The 17,925-nt window shown below is 37.5% G+C and carries 12 protein-coding genes; 1 reads left to right on the plus strand and 11 read right to left on the minus strand.

The features are described from left to right. From ACUTSE_RS02100 to ACUTSE_RS02125, 6 genes are all read right to left on the minus strand, one after another. Window positions 1-3,632: DUF6443 domain-containing protein (locus tag ACUTSE_RS02100; protein ID WP_445639045.1), on the minus strand; the 3,632-nt coding region annotated here is incomplete at its 3' end. Between the two features lie 7 nt (window positions 3,633-3,639). Next, complete coding sequence (locus tag ACUTSE_RS02105; RefSeq protein ID WP_445639046.1) at window positions 3,640-6,858, minus strand: hypothetical protein; 3,219 nt, start codon at window positions 6,856-6,858, stop codon at window positions 3,640-3,642. A gap of 3 nt (window positions 6,859-6,861) precedes the next feature. After that, a complete protein-coding gene (locus ACUTSE_RS02110; protein WP_445639047.1) occupies window positions 6,862-8,412 on the minus strand; it encodes a T9SS type A sorting domain-containing protein in 1,551 nt (516 codons plus the stop codon). A gap of 515 nt (window positions 8,413-8,927) precedes the next feature. Further along, window positions 8,928-9,680 carry an MBL fold metallo-hydrolase gene (locus ACUTSE_RS02115; RefSeq protein WP_445639048.1) on the minus strand — a complete coding sequence of 251 codons (753 nt, stop codon included), beginning with the start codon at window positions 9,678-9,680 and terminating at the stop codon, window positions 8,928-8,930. 75 nt (window positions 9,681-9,755) lie between these two features. Further along, entirely contained in the window at window positions 9,756-10,577 is an 822-nt protein-coding gene (locus tag ACUTSE_RS02120) for a helix-turn-helix domain-containing protein (protein WP_445639049.1), read from the minus strand. 24 nt (window positions 10,578-10,601) lie between these two features. Then, window positions 10,602-10,880 carry a (2Fe-2S) ferredoxin domain-containing protein gene (locus tag ACUTSE_RS02125; RefSeq protein WP_002985161.1) on the minus strand — a complete coding sequence of 93 codons (279 nt, stop codon included), beginning with the start codon at window positions 10,878-10,880 and terminating at the stop codon, window positions 10,602-10,604. A 65-nt stretch (window positions 10,881-10,945) separates the two neighbouring features. Here ACUTSE_RS02125 and ACUTSE_RS02130 point away from each other — a divergent pair, with 65 nt between their 5' ends. Continuing rightward, window positions 10,946-12,040 carry a DUF3810 domain-containing protein gene (locus ACUTSE_RS02130; RefSeq protein WP_445639050.1) on the plus strand — a complete coding sequence of 365 codons (1,095 nt, stop codon included), beginning with the start codon at window positions 10,946-10,948 and terminating at the stop codon, window positions 12,038-12,040. Between the two features lies 1 nt (window position 12,041). Here the strand turns inward: ACUTSE_RS02130 and ACUTSE_RS02135 are convergent, their stop codons facing one another. From ACUTSE_RS02135 to guaA, 5 genes are all read right to left on the minus strand, one after another. Beyond that, the gene (locus tag ACUTSE_RS02135) at window positions 12,042-13,346 is read right to left on the minus strand and encodes an NAD(P)/FAD-dependent oxidoreductase (protein WP_445639051.1); all 1,305 of its coding nucleotides are present in this window, start codon (window positions 13,344-13,346) and stop codon (window positions 12,042-12,044) included. A gap of 317 nt (window positions 13,347-13,663) precedes the next feature. Beyond that, complete coding sequence (locus ACUTSE_RS02140) at window positions 13,664-13,885, minus strand: DUF3820 family protein (protein ID WP_002985168.1); 222 nt, start codon at window positions 13,883-13,885, stop codon at window positions 13,664-13,666. After that, window positions 13,885-14,292, minus strand: a complete 408-nt coding sequence (locus ACUTSE_RS02145) for an OsmC family protein (RefSeq protein WP_002985170.1) — start codon at window positions 14,290-14,292, stop codon at window positions 13,885-13,887. Before ACUTSE_RS02145 ends, ACUTSE_RS02140 begins: the two co-directional genes overlap by 1 nt. After that, window positions 14,292-16,319 (minus strand): LysM peptidoglycan-binding domain-containing protein, encoded by a 2,028-nt coding sequence (locus ACUTSE_RS02150; RefSeq protein ID WP_445639052.1) that lies wholly within the window; start codon window positions 16,317-16,319, stop codon window positions 14,292-14,294. Before ACUTSE_RS02150 ends, ACUTSE_RS02145 begins: the two co-directional genes overlap by 1 nt. Window positions 16,320-16,387: 68 nt before the next feature. After that, on the minus strand, window positions 16,388-17,914 hold the full coding sequence (guaA, locus tag ACUTSE_RS02155) for a glutamine-hydrolyzing GMP synthase (RefSeq protein WP_002985175.1): 1,527 nt from the start codon (window positions 17,912-17,914) through the stop codon (window positions 16,388-16,390). Between the last annotated feature and the right edge of the window lie 11 nt (window positions 17,915-17,925).

Here is a 17,925-nt window from a genome sequence, read left to right on the forward strand (position 1 = left end):
GTTGACCACCTAACAATCGCTTCGTCTGACCTATCAAACAAATCCTTATTTTGATACCCTTTCAGTTTAAAAGTCATTGTTTCTGATTTTTCTTGACTCGACTTTAATGGAGCTGCTGATTCTGTAGCTTTATTCGACTTAATAACTTCATCTTTAAAATAACTCAATACTTTATTCATCAAAGCATAAAAAGCATTTACATCACTATCTCCAACTTCAATAGATCCCTGTCCTCTGTCTCTTCCTATTGCGCTATCCATAGGGTCTGCTCCAGTTCCCCAAACCATAACACCATCTTGTTTATTACTTCCTCTCTTATTAAAATCAGTAATAACATTCCCATTAACAGTAATCTTTCGAGTGGATCCATCCATAACTAAATGGTCCGTTTTATTCTCCCCATAACTTTGATCACTATAACTGTATCCTAAATTAGTATGTCCTTTAACATTTTTACTTCCATCAATCCAAGTAACCTTTTTGGTTTTATTATTCATATACCAATCTTCTCCTTTCATCCCCGTCGGGTCAATCAAATTAATCGGATTATTGTGTACATAATGGTACGGTGTCCATGCTGGGAACTGTTCTGCCAACGGATCCACATTCATCCATCGACCAAGTGCAGCATCATAATTCCTTGCACCGTAATCATACAAATTTAATCCTAATTCGTCTTGATATTCCTTTGTATTATACTGATACTTATAGTTTTTTCCAATGGTATTATTCTTCTCATTATACCCTTGATGTGCCAATCCAAATGGATAGTAATTCGTTTCTTCAATAATCTCACCAACGTCGATTTTATCGTTTTTATTCGCATCCGAATAGCTTAAACGGACATTACCTAAATGGTCTCGGTATTGGTATACATAGCTACTAGTCTCTGCATTGAAATATCCTTCTGCTGTAGGGAAGAAACTCAATATACCATCTACGTATTGGAAGCCATCCACATAATCCGTAACGACTGTTGTACTGCCTTGGGTTACTTTTTTCTGTACCTTTTCACCTGTGGCTGTATAAAGGTAAGTAATTTTTCCCGCTGCAAAAACAACTTCAGTAGGTAAATTCAGATGGTTGTACTTCATCGCTGTAATTCCCTTGTTTCGGTCTACTTTTAGGTTACCAAAACTATCGTAATCGTAGTGTTTATCAGCCGTACTCCCTTGTTTAAATCCATCAGTATTGTTAGAACTGTCTACTACTTTTTGTAGGATATTACCCTCATAACTGTAAGTCAGCTGATCGAGATCCAACGCAATAGCTGTATTCACACTGCGTCCTTTTCGATTTAAGTAGGTAATATTACCATTGGCATCGTAGCTCATTTTTTCATCATACAATCCGATGATAGGTGTGATACCTCCAGGTTCTTGATAGGTTCCTGCTTTTAGACGATTTACTTTATCATACGCATAGCTATAACGACGCAATACATTGTCTTGGGCTGTTTTCCAGGTTTGTTCGGCAATGTTGCCGTTGTACAACTTCTTGACTCCACTAATCCCCTCACTATCTAAGGTATTGTAGTTCAGCTTCATTGCAAACAAAGCTTTCTTGCCAAAATCACCTGCCTCTAAATTACTCGTACTGTTTACCTGGGTTAACCAACCTCGAATATTATACGTATAGTTTAACTCTTGTAAAAAAGAGGAACGAATAGTACTATTAATATCCTTTATAATAGGAAAATCAAGAGCAGCTGGTCTAATTACAGGATCTGTTACCAAAATAGCCGTTTCTCGACCACCTATTCTCTTTTGTTTTACACGCCCTAATTCATCGTATATATTTTCAAAAAGAACCACTGGATTTGCAGCACCTATTTTATGGGTTTGATACAACAAACGTTCAGCCTTATCATAATAAAGGCGCTGTTCTATAGTGGTGGGTTCTACTCCATTTTTATACTTATGACTAGTCAACGTTTTGGTTGGAAGACCTCGGAAGTTGTACTTTGTATCAACTTGGGTATAACCTCCCAAACTATTGGTTTTGTAACTTCTCAATACGCGTTCTTTGTAATCGTAGAGCATATAACTGAGTGTTCCTTGTGCTTCATTTGCTGTGGTAATCACTCGAGTCCAAGCACCTGTAGGCAATCCCTTAACCTGGGTGATTACTTCTTGACCTTCTATCGTTTCAATAGCAGCAGGTGCTCCTGCAAAGTTATAATCATCATAGTAGTTGACTCCTAAAATTTTGATTGCGGTTTTAGGCATAGTTGCATTAGTATAGGGAACCGATACCTGATCGATTGTACTAACCGTAGCTTTTTTCTCGTGAAAATCAACTGTTGTGTCCACCTGTCCTTGAAACGTAGCTCTTCCTGCTGCTGTACTTGGAGTTCCCGTATAGAATCCAGTATATACCACACGCCCAAAAGCATCGTATTTGCTAAACATCCAACCTTTTGCTTCGTCTCCAAAAGGACTATACACCGGACCTTGTGCCAATAAGCGATTGGCTTTATCATACACCATAAACTCCCACTCTTTCCCAGGTAGTTTCTTCGCTACCAAGCGATTCTTGTGGTCGTATTTATACTGATAACACAACTTATCTAAAGTAGTGGCATCCGTCTTTCCGTAGGCCAAAGGAGGTAATACATACGTTAAGTTGTTATACTGGTCATAGACATAATAAGTATAAAGCGCGATTCCAAAATACGGACTCCAAATACCTGGATCTATTGGTTTAACAGGTGGAGTAAGTGAGTTCACTCCTTCGGATACCTGATCCGTCAAGTTATTCCCGATGTCTTCCGCATGATCGATGATTTCACTCACACTTTTTCCTGCGAGCTCATTTGAAACGCCACTAGTAATGCCTCCAGATAACGAACCACCTGGCCAAGTAGGATCCACAACAGCCAATTCATGGTCTAGCAATTGAACCGTAGCCAAAACTTTGTCTTCTTGATCTGTGAAACGGTCCGAATAGTTGCCATCTTCATCTTTGGTTGACGTGACATACAGCTTATTGCCCGCGAAATACCCCTCATCCACTAGGCGAATGTCATACGCTTTCAAACTCGCATTCCAAGTCGCTATCGCTTTGAATTTCTTTACTTGATTAGCTTTATTAAACCCATAGGTATGCTTGACCGTATGGCTTGCATTGGCTGCCATTTTCCAATCTTCCCCAGGTGAGGCCTGTTGTAACACCCGCTTTAAAGGCGATTTTTCAAACTCCGTTTCGCTATACGGATTGGTTGTACGTTCGTATTTTTCACTGTTGTAAAACTCCTGCGTTTGACTTTTAGCATTGGGTATAAAATCTCGTTTTGCACTGAGATGTACTTGAAGTGAATTATCTGGATAATATTGTTCTACAAAAGGTAAATAGTCCTTTGTTTGGCCTACATTCAACTCATATTCGATATGTTTAACCACATTGCGATTTAAAGCGCCTATACCTACTGCAATTTCCTGCTTTGGACGGCCTAAACCATCATAATATACTATGTTTTCTAACTTGGGCGGATTATACAAAGAAGTAAATGAGCTATTCGTTGCGTACTGAGGTTGTGTTGTCTTGATGTAGTTTTCTGTGCGCGTTTGTGCTACCATGGAACTACAAGTCAAGCCAAACACAAACAAGATATAACGTGTAATTTGTTTCATTGCAATTCTATTGATTATTTTTATAATTGTATTCGTATTCTTCGATAATATTCCCTTTGCTGTCTTTTATTGCTTTTAAACGATTAAAAAGATCATATTCATAGGACATACTGCTGCCTTTGGGATCTGTCATTTTCGTAATTCCCACTAAAGGTTTGTGCTCATAGGTGGTAATCAGAGCGTCTTTTAAAGCAGTATTTGTTCTCAAATTATTGAGTTGTGTCAATTTGGTTTCGTCGATTGTAATTAAATTGGCAATGCTAACACCCAGTGCACTGGCTACTTGTTCTTTGGTTGCATTTTGAATCCGAGCAAGCAGAAGCGTTTGTCCATACCCATAGAGGTAAACGGTCTTACTTCCACTTTGATCTTCTGTTTCTTCTACTTTAGAATTTTTATTGTAGTGCGTAACTTGAAAATCTGCTGGATTAAAATTCCCTGTTCCTTTACTACTAATTGTTTTGTGATACAATGGAGTATTATTCCAGTTTTTATATAAATTTCGACTGATTCCATTTAACGTTCCATCCTTGTACGTATTGGTTTGAATTAACGCAGCAGGTTGATGCGTAGCTGTCTTTTTCAAGCGATTAATTTCTTGATACTCTCCAGTAGTCAATGGCTCTCCAGTTAAACTTGTACTACTGAGAATATCATCTGGATAAACGTACTGCTCGGTTATTGTAGTTGTCTCATTCGCAACCTCCATTTTTGTTTTCTGGTAATGTTTTGAACTACTATAATCAAACGTCTTTTTCTCCTGCATTTGCTTGTTTCCTGTATAGTCAATGGTTGTGATAGACTTCAAGTAACTTCTAAAAGAATTAACGGAATACATGGTATAACCAATGTGCTCTATATTTAATGGATTGATATTTGTACCGTTATTAACATAACCCACCGCAGGCATAAACTGTATCTCTGTAGCCAGTCCTCTTACCTCTTTCCTCTTTAAAACATCTTCTGTATACTCATAGCGCTCACTTTGTACTTGTTCTTGCTTCTCATTAAAACTATTTTTCTCCAATAAAAGCCCATGTCCCCAGTCTGATTTTGTCCATTTTGGAGGCCCTGCATATGTTCCATTAATACATTGATATCCTGTCATACCTTGCCTTTGTTGATAAATATATTCTATAGTTGAATTAGAACCATTTGCATATTGTGTTTCCTCCACTCCCCTCCTAAAAGACAACCTACCTTCTCCAATAGCATCATTCATTGACAATAAACTATTGGTATGAATTGTGGTTGAATAATCGTAATAAGATGGAGCCCCTAATGTAGATTCACAAATAACCAATTCTTTACCTGAAGTAATATATTGGTATTTATCAAAATAATGATTTCCAGAGCTAGAACCATCTTTCTCCTTATAAGTGTATTTTTTTTCTAATGCCAATTGACCATCAGCAGAATAAGATCGTATTCCACTTACAAATAATCCATTAACAGCTATTGCTTTAGCCACGGTAGTATCATTTGATATTTTTATTTTAAATCGAATACCTCCTACTCTATCATTTGCATGACCTGTGTACACACCTGTTAACTTATATCTAGTAAAAGGTTCAACATCAAATTTTCTCAAAACAGCTATATTCACCTTTTCTGTAGTCAAACGAGAATATAAACGAATATATCTTCCTGATCCTTTCGGACTTTCTTTGTCTAAATTAAAATAAAAACCTTCTTGATCAATAGGATATTCTGTTCCTCCAGGATTATAATTGGGATCGTAAAACCCAAGGCTCAATTCTGTCTCTAAACTATTTTGATCACGAGTCTTAAAATATACTGGATCCTGAGGGTATCCATGCATTAAAGACATAGATACGATTCCATATTGGGCAGGTATAAAGTCAGGCCCCCATACTCTATTAGCTTCATAATTAAATTCAGAATATCCTTTAGTAGGAAAAATAATCTTTTTTAACAACCCTGCTTGCACATAATCTAAATCTGTATAATTATCTCCTACCGAAACATATTTTTCATATCCCAGACGTGTTTCTCCAATTAACATATAATTCTTAATAGGATCAGGAAAATCCCCTCCCTTGCTACTATTATACCCCCAAGCATCTTTATTACCAAATCTTTCATTTAATCGCTCCGCATCATGATATTCAAATTGATACGTTTTATTAGGTTCTTTAAATTGTATACCTTCTAAAAAAGTTCTCTTATTTCTTGTTGTTGTGTAGTTGAATTTGATATTATCTACTTCCTGTTTGCGGTTATCGCGAAAAACAACTTCCGAAATTAATATCGGTTCCTTTATCGTAACAGCATTATAGGGTCTTCTATGATCATACTTTAATTCAATCTCTCCATCTTGAGGGTTGTTGCTATAAACTCGAGATAAAGTAACTGTAGACATACTAGTATGTATTCTATTTATAACATACTCCCAGGGTATACCTTTATTAGAGCAAAAATTATTTCTTTTAATTAATTTAATCGATCGACTTGCTACTTGAGTAAAAGATTGGCTATCTTGTTTGTATTCAAAGTTAATAACAGCTCCCGAAGGAGAAGTGATTGACTTTAAATACCAAGCAGTAACAGCACTATCATTTGAATGATCATATTGTGTAGACGTCGTTTCTCGTTGATCAAAGACATAGGTTACCCCTCTTTCATCACGTACCGTAAAATAGTAGTTCTGATCTGTCCCTTTCAGCATCTTAATTTCTAAGTCTTCTTGCTCCAGCAACAACACCTGTTTATTATCATCCAGAGTAAATTGCCCACTTCGCCCTAAAAAATTAAATAGAAACAAATCAGGTTCAGTATCTATTCTCGATGACGAATTATGGTAAACATAGTTGACCATTTCTTGATCGTGACACTGTACATCGGGCGGCAACTTATTGGATCTCCTTTCATCAGCCCTGCCATTCACCACTCGGGTAATCACACCACCACCATTGAGCACCCAGCCAATACCCACATTATTCTCTGCTTGATCAACCTTGATTCCATTAGAGGAATAACTCAACGTAATGGGCACAACTAAATCATTGGCCTTGTAGTTATACAACTCAATCTGTTCTTGGACTGTACCAGTAAACATACCAATACTGTGTTGTCCATAGCTTCCCAACGAATAAGAGGTTGAAGAAGGTAAAATCAGATTCAACTCATTTTTAACCTCTTCTTGACTAAAAGAGAAGTGTATTCCTCCTAAAATAAATGCTACTAAAAAAACTATCTTTTTCATTTTTTATCTTCTTACCACGTTAATACTTCCACTTTCTGTATCCGTTTTCACCCAAATAATATAAGTCCCTCGAGATAGCGCTGTTAAGTCAACAGGTTCCGTTTGATACTCAATCGATCTGCTTTGCAACAAGCGTCCACCTAAATCGTATACTTCCATTTTTCCTGTGGTATAGGCAAAATTCATCACGATATTCGAAAAACCAGTCGTTGGGTTGGGAAAGGCCTCCAATGTAATACGCGTAGGCTCTTCTCTTTCTTTCTCCTCTGGTTCTACTTTGACAATCCAAAAATCATTCCCGCCTTTTTGTGTAGCCTTCACCTTACTCTTTTCGCCATTAGACGTACCTGCAAAAACATACCCTCCATCGCGGGTTTGAATCACTTTAGTCAACACATCGTTGCCCTTGCTGCTGATGGTTTTCTCCCAAGCAACACTGCGTTCTCCATCCAAACGAGTACCTAAATATTCAAAAGTCGATGCCTTTTCCATACTAGCGATACTACTCCCACCTAAAAAGAAGTCTCCCTTAGGATTCACAAAACCATTAGTTAAGATATTATAATCCCCATAGCTATATACAAATGATTCGACTTCGCTGCCGCGTTCATCTACTTGAACCAGCCAATAGTCTAACTGACTTTCTTGTTTGCTGGTTTTACTTCCCGATACATCTGAATTAGACATGCCAAATAATGCATAACCTCCGTCTTTTACTTGTTGAATTTCTTTTAGCTCCTCTTCCTGTTCTCCACCATAGGTGCGTTGCCATTGCTCTTTTCCTGTGGCATCTAACTGAATCAACCAATAATCCATGCCTCCATAAGCCTCAGCTGTTTTATTGCCACTGCGAGGAGAATTCGATTGAGCACCAATAAGCAAACCTCGATTGGTTGTTTCAATGATATCGATTCCTACTTCTTTATATTCTCCTCCATAGCTCTTCTGCCACAAAATAGTTCCCTGTGCATTTAATCGCAAAACCCACAAGTCCATCCCTCCATAATAAGGAGCGGTTTTATCACCTGACACAACGGAATTACTATTGGCTAATACAGCATAATCTCCTCCTTTTAAAGCAATTACCTTAACAATTTCCTCCGTTCCTATTCCGCCATAACTGCGTTGCCATTCGATTGTCTTGGCTGCATTGAGCTTCACCAACCACAAATCTTCCTTGCCCTTATTTTCTTCTGTTTTATCCCCTGATATTCCAGAGGTAGACGTAATGCCTAATAAAAAACCACCATCTGCCGTATGGCAAATGCTGTGCAAATAATCATTTCCATCACCGCCTAAGCGATATTGCCATTCTTGAGCGCCATCCTCTTTCATCTTCCACAACCAAGCATCGATATTCCCACGGCGCTTCGCTTTGATATCTCCTCCTTCATTGGACAGGGAACTCCCCGCTAACAAAAAACCATAATCCGCTGTTGGTACGACATCAAATAGGTATTCCGCATGAGCGCTACCCAACGTTTGTTCCCATTTTACTTTTTGACTAAATCCTAGCATAGGGATCAAAATAACTAGTAGTAGTTTTATTTTCATATGCAACTGTTATTTATTAGAGAGAAAAGAACAAATGTCCATTCATTTCTGCTTGAATTGATTCTTTCATGAAGACCAATCAAAAAGACTGTATTTGTATTTTTTGTAATTTATTCTCTATTATTCGTTGCAAAAATATAAATTTAAATTAATTTTAAGCCAATTAATACTTTTTTATCAAAAAATAAATATAAATAATATTAACAAAATAAATATAATTATCATTAAATATTAAAAAACAAAACATAACACAACACAGAAGCCTTTAAAAAAAAAGAAAAAGCAGTATCTTCCTTTTTTAGTATAAAAAATAAAAAAAATAGGTTATTTCATATTTCTGAAACAACCTATCTCCTCATTACCTCATTCGCAATAAAAAAGTCAAATCACAATTTCTAGCTTACCTGATTTTTAAATAAACACTTCAAGTATGAACCACTGACTCTTACTTATTTACCTTTTTTATTCCTACGATGTGTTTTTTTAATCGAATGTTTTCTATTCTCGTAGTTTCCCTACTCCCCCTTAAACTCCGCTGCATCGTGATACCCAAACACACAAACTTCTGGATGGTCTTTGACAAAAGTCATTAATCGCTCTAACGTTTCAACGCGTTGAGCATTATCTACCGCCCGAGCTGCAGTTAACCCATGAACAGGGTGATGGGGATCTGTTAATTCTGCGCGTAGATAATAGGCATCTCCAATATAGAAATACACTTGCTGCTCCACTTCAAAAGCAATACCGCAATGACCAGTCGTATGGCCAAAGAGGGGGATTAGCGCTATTTTTAACTCGGGATGAATCGAGAGATACCTCGCCTCAAATCCCAACCAATTTGCGGGAGAAGCAGCATACGCTTCTATTTTTGGTCGATGTTCCAAGACAAAAGATAAGTACCGCGGGTTTCCTTGAACAAAACTGTTCAATTCCTCTGCGCCTATATGCACCGTAGCTTGTGGAAAATCAAGTAATCCACTGCTGTGGTCAAAATCGAGATGAGTCAGTACAATGGTTGTTACGTGATTGGGATTCAATCCCAAAGCGAGGATTTGTTCTTTTGCTGAACGCATTTCGGTAAAGTCAAGTCCAATTTGCTGTATGAGTTCCTCGCTAAAATGAAGAGAAGGTTGAGCTAAATCCATACTGCTGATTCCAGCATCAAGCAGAATTAATTCTTCTGTTATTTCAATTAGTACACAATGTCCAATAGCATTATCGCCTATTGGAGATTGAATAGCTACACAATTCAGGTGGTGTATTTTCATCGGTATTCAAATTTTAAATGAAGAAAACAAACTACGGGTATCTCCTTCACAAAAAATAGAACAAAAACGACAGTATTAATTGGCTACAATTCGCAAGCGTTGGGTACGCAAAAGCTCCCCATCCTCGCAGCGCCCTATTTTTTGTACAAACGCTTTAGGGGTATAACCCGCATAACTTTTGAATACACGCCCAAAGTGTGCCTGATCAGCATAATTCAAGTCGTAAGCCACCTCGACGAGCTTTTCCTCTTTCAATTGCTGCAATTGACCTACAGCCATTTGAAATTTAATCAATTGCTTGTAAGCTTCAAAACTCAATCCGACATGCGCTTTAAAATCGCGCTGAAAAGTACGAGGAGAAACGCGGCATTCTTGTGCCACTTGCAGACTGGAACAGCCGACATATTGCTCAAAAGCATGCGCAATAGGTATAATATAAGACGGTTGAGTGACACTTTGATGGATCAATTGGCTCAAATAAGTGGTAAAATAATCGAGCAACTGCTGCCCATTCGTCAAGTGCAACAATTGATCCAGCTGAATACCTTTAAACAATTCCCGAGCATCGATACAAAGATCCGTCAATTGGGCTGTATCGATTCCAAAAATGTGCTTCAACGCATAAGGTTGAAATTGAATACCAAAAAATAGCGTTCCATTGGCACATTGATTCAGACAAAATCCCTTGGTCTTTTGCCCATAGACAAAACACAAGGGCAAAGGAGTATCTCCCCTAAATAAACCCGATTGTCCTTGTCGGTGTTGAAAAATCAACCCGGGATAACCATCCGCATAGATGCGATAAGAGGCGTGCTTCCAACTCGTTGCATCGGAATACCAATATCCCTTTACAATCCATTGTAAAGCAGCAGGCGGTTCAAAAAGTTGTATTGTCATTTGGTCTTGAAGTAAAGACTAAATTTAAGAAGATAAAACGGCAGCTGTGACGTATTTTTCGAATATTTTTTTCGCTTTTTTCTTTGTTACTTCTTTTTTATAGGTATCGTGTTCAGAAAGGTAGACTACAGGAGCCTTTTTACACATGCCTTGACATTTCATTTTACACAACGCGTAATCTGCTCCAAGACCACTTTCTTCCAGTAGGTCTTCAAAGCAGGCTTTGGCTTCTTCATTGTATCGGCAACATTTTTTTCCATCGCAAACGAAGATTGTTCGCTCACCTTTCTTAACTTTACTCATTTGGATCAAAGTTTGCTGCAAATATATGGTTATATTTATCTATTCTAAATAAATTTTTAGTTAAAATGCGCCCAATAAAATTGAGATATTACCTAGTAGGATTTGTTGCGTTCCTCCTACTAAAAACAATATTGACCGCTAATCCTCAATGGGTTGAACGGTTTTACACCCACGGCTTTTATGCGGTTTATCTGCGTATAATTACCGCTTGTACTAACCTATTCCCCTTCTCTATTGGCGATGTTCTTTACTTTGCAGTAGGCCTCTTTCTCCTGTGGAAAATTCGCCAGCTTTGGAAAAAGAATAGAGAAACAAAGCAGCGAATACGCGCGTATGCCCGTTTACTTATCAAAGGGTGCTTTCTTTTTTACGTTGCCTTTAATCTCTTTTGGGGATTCAACAACTATCGCATTCCCTTAGCTACTCAGCTAGATTTACAACAGGGATACACCAAACAAAAGCTTTTGGAGCTGACGCAAGCTATGATTCAACAAACCAATGCCTTACAATTGGCGATAACCCAAGATTCATTACAAGCAGTTGTGCTGCCCGCTGACAAAGATCAAATTAGACAGGATGCTCAACTTGGTGTACAGCGATTAAGCGAATCTACGCAATGGTTTACCTATGGAAATCAAAAAGCCAAAGGTTCACTCTATAGTTTGCCTTTAACGTATATGGGGTTTTCGGGCTATGTCAATCCCTTTACCTTAGAAGCCCAAGTCAATACCAAAATACCGACCTCTACACTTATCGTTACGTCTTCCCATGAAATTGCGCATCAAGTGGGCTATGCAAAAGAAAGTGAGGCTAATTTTATTGGTTTTCTCGCAACCAAAAAACAACAGGATATCCGTTATCAATATTCTGCCAACATATTCGCCTTGCGCTATTGTCTAAAAGCGCTAGGAACTGAAGAAACAGAGGCTAATTTCCAAGCGTTGTACGCGCAAATTCACCCTGGAGTGCAAACTAATTTAATTGAAAATACACTCTTTTGGCAATCGTATAAAACGGTAACCGATTCGATTTTCAAGTTCATTTACAGCAATTTCCTCAAGATAAACAATCAAAAAGAAGGCATTCGCTCCTATAATAAATTTATCGATCTACTGATTCACTACAATAAAAAAGAGCCTGTATTTACAGGCTCTTTCTAGTTTATTCATTATTTTTTGTAAAACTTTCTTCATTCTTTTTCTTGTATGGTCGTACGATTAAACGCGCTTGACGATCAAACATCAAGTAGTTGTATACCCAGTTCCAGAACACCAAGAATTTGTTTCTGAATCCAATCAACGACATCAAGTGGACAAACATCCAAACGAACCAAGCAAAGAATCCACTAAAGTGAAATTTAGGTAAATCAACTACCGCTTTATTTCTACCAATGGTTGCCATTGATCCCTTGTCATTATAAGTAAACTTCTTCAATGGTTTCCCGTCTCTCAACTGAATTAAATTCGTTGCTAATAGTTGTCCTTGTTGAATAGCGGGTTGCGCCATCATAGGGTGTCCCATAGGTAAATTTTCCGTTACCATAGCCGCCACATCTCCAATAGCAAAAATATCCGTAAAGCCTTCTACTTGATTGTATTCATTTACTTTTAAGCGGTTTCCACGTTGGATAACAGAAGCTTCAAATCCATCAATCACAGCTCCCATTACTCCAGCTGTCCAGATTACCGTTTCGGTTTGAAATTCTAATCCTGATTTAGTTTGTACTGTTTTACCATCAAAATTGGTTACAATTTCATTGACCCAAACATTTACACCTAGTTTTTCTAAGAATTCCTGTGCACGTCGAGATGATTTTTCAGACATGGCATCTAATACTTTAGATCCACCTTGGATCACGTTGATTTCCATTTGTCTGATATCTAAATCGGGATAATCTTTAGGTAAAACGTGTTTCTTCATTTCTGCTAAAGCACCGGCTAGTTCTACTCCAGTCGGTCCTGCTCCAACAATCACAAAGTTCATCAACGCTCTTTTTTCCTTTTCATCATTGGTCAATAGTGCTTCTTCAAAATTCTCCAATACTAAGCTTCGGATGTTTAACGATTGTGGAATCGTCTTCATCGCCATACTATGCTGCTGAATAGCTGTATTGCCAAAGAAGTTAGTTTTAGATCCTGTTGCAATAACTAAATAATCAAAAAAGATAGTTCCAATATCAGCTACTACTTTTTTGTTTTCGGTATCGATGCGTTGAACTTGAGCTACGCGAAAGTAAATTCCCTCATAATTTTGAACCACCTTACGAATAGGAAACGCAATAGATCCTGACTCAAGACCGCCAGTTGCGACTTGATAAAGTAACGGTTGGAACGTATGATAATTATGCTTATCTAATAAAACAACTTGAAAATTTTTATTTTTCAATTTCTTAGCTAATGCTAATCCACCGAATCCTCCCCCAATAATTACTACTCTCGGACGATTAGATGTAGGAATATTCATCATAACTGCACTATTTTATCTTACAAATTTACAATTATTTATCAAGTTTTGCGTTTCCAGTTTGGGCAAATGAAGGAAACGCAAACGATCATTTTATCTACTACACAAAAAATAAAGGCTTTTACTATTCAATTACTAAAAAAAGGAGGTTAAACTAACGATTCAAAAAAATTAAGCAAAATACCTTCCTCTTTTTTAATTTGTCCTAATTTTTTATTTAAAGAAAGAATTAACACTCTTTGCCCTATTTACAGGCCTTACAGCTTATTTCAGGAAAGTCTATCAACAAAAAAACTGACCCAAAAGAGTCAGTTTAATCGTTAAAAGTTATTTCGAATATTTCGGATTAACGGTTCTAAACCATTTAGTTTTAATTCGTACACCAAGGCCAATTGTTGTCCTAATTTCCCTTTAGGAAACCCTTTATTGTGATACCATACGACGTAATATTCAGGCAAATCAATCAAGTATTTGCCTTCGTATTTGCCGAAGGGCATTTTGGCTTTAGCCAATTCAATCAGTTCTTTTTGATTGTCTAGCATTATTTTTGCGTCCAATTAAAGGTTACTTCTTTCTCAATTTCTGGATGTAAACTCAACAAAACGGGGCAATGCATCGCCACACGCTCTAAAATGATACGCTCTTTTTCATTTGCTGTACTCAACATCGACAAGTGCAAGGTAATTTTCTTAATTCTCCTTGGGTCTGCCTGCATTTCTTTGTACACTTCAATGGTTGAACCCACTAAATCTACACCTAGTTCATTAGCTTTGATGCCCATGATGGTCATCGCACAAGAGCCTGCTGCATTCGTCACCATATCTGTTGGGGAAAAAGCTTGGCCTTTTCCGTGGTTATCTACTGGTGCATCGGTTATAATATGCTCACCTGATTGCAAGTGAACTGATTCTGTTCTTAAATCTCCTAAGTATGTTATTTTTGACAGCATTACTCTACTACTTTTACGGTTAAATCATCATTGTATTGTAGGATATACACTCCTCTATTGCGCACAGTTCCTTCTGGATTCTTGCTGTAAACGAATTTATTTTCGATTTCTGTCGATTTCAATCCCAAGGCACCTGTAAATCCGTCTTTTTGGAACATACGCAAAATAACGTCTAAGGTTACGTCATATCCGCGAATTGCAAATCGATTCGGTACAACATTATTCTGTGCTTTATACTCTCTTGCAAAAGCAGTATCCAAACTCGTTTCACTATCTCTGGTTACCGAAGGATACGTATAGTGTAAAGCAACTAAGGTTTCAATTTTAATTTCTCCATAGTCAAACACCTCGCTTTTATCAAAAGAAGCAACTTGAATATCGAACTTATCTGTTTTGTTTTTTAATTTATCAGTCAACAATAGCGCAGATTCAATGCTGTTCGAATCTAGGATAAACGCATTGTTTTTCCCTGCTACTAAGGTTTTATCAATATCTTTTAATTCTTTTGTTTCGATCAATTTAATATTCGGATAGTGACGTTGCATGAAGCGCTTCGTAGAAGCTTTCTTTTCGTCTACAATAACCGTAATTTTACTGTCTTTTTGAATAAAGTACTCCAACAAAGATTGTTTTAATACATCTCCGTAAGGCATCGTTTGCACCAATTGAGAAGATGGATTGGCTTTTTCATTAGACAAAGGAGAAACCAAGATAATATCGCTATTTGGTAACGCTTTTACCGCATCATCTACATTGCTTTGAAAAAAAGGTCCGATGACTACTTCTGTCTTCGCCAAGTTTTCACTAGCTAGGATTCGCGTCACATCTGAGCTGCTTTTTGTCTCGTTAGAATCAAAAACTTTAACTGTAAGGGGTAATCCCATACCTACTGCTTTATCAATGGCTAATTTAGCTCCTAAATAAAAATCCATCGTCATATTTAAGAACCCATCCGTTTTCATGCGTTCACTTGCATTATCTCCAACACGTGAAGTATTAAACGGCAACAACAAAACTAATTCTTTTGCGGTATAGCGATCAAGAGACTGCGTCAAATCTACAAAAGAACCTGAAGATTCCATATTCCATTTAGGCGCTGTAGTAGAACCCGAAGTTTTTACTTCTCCTGTATGAGGCACTTTTACTTCCATACCTACTTGTAATCCTTTTCTCAATTCGGGATTGAGTTCAATCAACTCCTCAATAGAGATATTATTTTCTTTAGCAAGACCAAAAAGGGTTTGCTTAGGTGCTACAGTAATTGTACTATATTGCTCTGTTTCCTTCGGTGTAGTTCCCGTAGTTGTCGGTTTTACCTCTGGTGTAGTTGTGGTAGAAACAGCTGCTTTACCTACTGTTGGTACTTTTATTTTCTGTCCGCTTTTCAAGCCTTCGCTCAATTCTGGATTTAACTCCATAATTTTCTGCACACTGGTTTGATATTCTACAGCTAAACTATACAGCGTTTGTTTAGGTTCAATTTCAATTTCCTTGTATCCTATTTTTGCTTTGTCAATAGGCGTATCTGCTTTTGTCGCTGCTAGTACGACATTCACTTGTGCAGATTGATCTGTTGTTGCAGAAGTAGCGGAAGGAGAAATATAAAGATACGTATTGGCTTTTAATCCGTTGCGCTCCAATTCAGGGTTCCATTGATACAAATCCTGTACACTCACATTGTATTGGCGACTGATACCAAAAACCGTTTCTTTCGATTGCACAAGGTGTGTTTTTCGTTTGCTATCGGTTGGCTGTGCCGTTTGTGTTGTTGTAGGTTTGCTCGTTACAGCAGATTTTGCTTGCGTTTTATTTGCGGGAACTTGGATGACATCTCCTTCTTTAATTCCCGTTTTTGCATCTGGATTTAGCCTTAAAATCTCACTGACCGAAATTTTATGCTCTCTTGCTATTTTACTAATTGTCTCGCCTTTACTTACGCGATACGTTGTATAATTTTGCTCTTGAGCGAACGTTAATCCACTGGTAAAAATAAATGCTGCTATAGCTATAACAATTCTCTTTTTCATCTTGGTCGTTTTATAAAAGCGAATAAGTCGCTATACAAATATACAGCGACTTATTTATTTTTCTAATTTTATTCCCATTCAATTGTTGCAGGTGGTTTAGAACTGATATCGTATACCACTCTGTTTACCCCTTTTACTCTATTGATGATTTTATTTGAAATCTCCATTAAGAACTCGTATGGTAAGTGTACCCAATCTGCAGTCATACCATCTGTAGAGGCAACTGCACGTAGCGCTACTACTTTTTCGTATGTTCTTTCATCTCCCATAACTCCTACTGAGTTTACAGGTAATAAGATTGCTCCTGCTTGCCAAACTGAATTGTATAATCCGTGTTCTTTTAATCCATTGATAAAGATAGCATCCACTTCTTGTAATAAACTTACTTTCTCTGGTGTGATATCTCCTAAGATACGGATCGCTAAACCTGGACCTGGGAACGGGTGACGACCTAATAATTCAGGGTCAATTCCCAAAGAAGCTCCTACTCGACGTACTTCATCTTTGAATAGCATACGCAAAGGCTCTACTATTTTCAATTTCATGAAGTCTGGTAATCCACCAACATTGTGGTGTGATTTAATCGTAGCTGAAGGTCCTTTTACAGAGATTGATTCAATTACGTCTGGATAGATTGTTCCTTGTCCTAAGAACGTAGCATCTTGAATCAATTTTGATTCATCATCAAATACTTCGATGAACACACGTCCAATGGTTTTGCGTTTTGTTTCTGGGTCTTCTTGTCCTGCTAAAGCATCCATAAAACGTTGAGAAGCATCTACTCCTTTTACGTTTAGTCCCATTCCTTCATATTGCGTCAATACGTTAGCAAACTCATTTTTACGCAATAATCCGTTATTTACAAAAATACAGTGTAGGTTATCTCCAATTGCTTTACTTAATAAAACAGCAGCAACGGTAGAGTCAACACCTCCAGAAAGAGCTAAAACTACTTTTTCATTTCCTACTTTAGCACGTAAATCAGCAATAGTCTCATCTACGAAAGAAGCAGGAGTAAAATCTTGTTTTACACCAGCGATATCTACTAAGAAGTTTTTCAATAATTGAGCACCATCTGTTGAGTGGTAAACTTCTGGGTGGAATTGAATCGCATACGTTTGCTCTCCTTCAATTTTATAAGCTGCATTTGTAACATCCGCAGTACTTGCCAATAAAACTGCATTGGTAGGTAATGCTTTAATGGTGTCACTGTGGCTCATCCACACTTGACTGTTTTGTGGAATATCTTTTAAGAAAGGATCCTCTGCAATAAAAGCAAGATTCGCTCTTCCGTATTCACGTGTATCTGATGGAGCTACTTCCCCACCGAAGAAATGAGCTAAATACTGCGCACCATAACACACTGCTAATAAAGGCATTTTACCTTTAATCTGAGCAAGGTCTGGATGTAAAGCTTCCTGTGAACGAACAGAATAAGGACTTCCTGATAAAATTACCGCATTATACGCTGATAAATCCTCGGGTAAACCATTATAAGGCAGGATCTCGCAGAATATATTTAATTCTCGAACCCTTCTCGCAATTAACTGTGTGTATTGCGAACCAAAATCTAAAATAAGTACATTGTGTTGCATATGCAAAAATA

This window comes from Myroides sp. TSA_177.3 (genome assembly GCF_052691955.1).

Excerpts from the sequence above, each read along its gene's own strand:
- ACUTSE_RS02120 (WP_445639049.1), bottom strand. The coding sequence starts at position 10,577 with ATGACAATACAACTTTTTGAACCGCCTGCTGCTTTACAATGGATTGTA.
- ACUTSE_RS02105 (WP_445639046.1), bottom strand. The coding sequence starts at position 6,858 with ATGAAAAAGATAGTTTTTTTAGTAGCATTTATTTTAGGAGGAATACAC.
- ACUTSE_RS02150 (WP_445639052.1), bottom strand. The coding sequence starts at position 16,319 with ATGAAAAAGAGAATTGTTATAGCTATAGCAGCATTTATTTTTACCAGT.
- ACUTSE_RS02125 (WP_002985161.1), bottom strand. The coding sequence starts at position 10,880 with ATGAGTAAAGTTAAGAAAGGTGAGCGAACAATCTTCGTTTGCGATGGA.
- ACUTSE_RS02130 (WP_445639050.1), top strand. The coding sequence starts at position 10,946 with ATGCGCCCAATAAAATTGAGATATTACCTAGTAGGATTTGTTGCGTTC.
- ACUTSE_RS02115 (WP_445639048.1), bottom strand. The coding sequence starts at position 9,680 with ATGAAAATACACCACCTGAATTGTGTAGCTATTCAATCTCCAATAGGC.
- ACUTSE_RS02140 (WP_002985168.1), bottom strand. The coding sequence starts at position 13,885 with ATGCTAGACAATCAAAAAGAACTGATTGAATTGGCTAAAGCCAAAATG.
- ACUTSE_RS02145 (WP_002985170.1), bottom strand. The coding sequence starts at position 14,292 with ATGCTGTCAAAAATAACATACTTAGGAGATTTAAGAACAGAATCAGTT.
- ACUTSE_RS02135 (WP_445639051.1), bottom strand. The coding sequence starts at position 13,346 with ATGATGAATATTCCTACATCTAATCGTCCGAGAGTAGTAATTATTGGG.
- guaA (WP_002985175.1), bottom strand. The coding sequence starts at position 17,914 with ATGCAACACAATGTACTTATTTTAGATTTTGGTTCGCAATACACACAG.
- ACUTSE_RS02110 (WP_445639047.1), bottom strand. The coding sequence starts at position 8,412 with ATGAAAATAAAACTACTACTAGTTATTTTGATCCCTATGCTAGGATTT.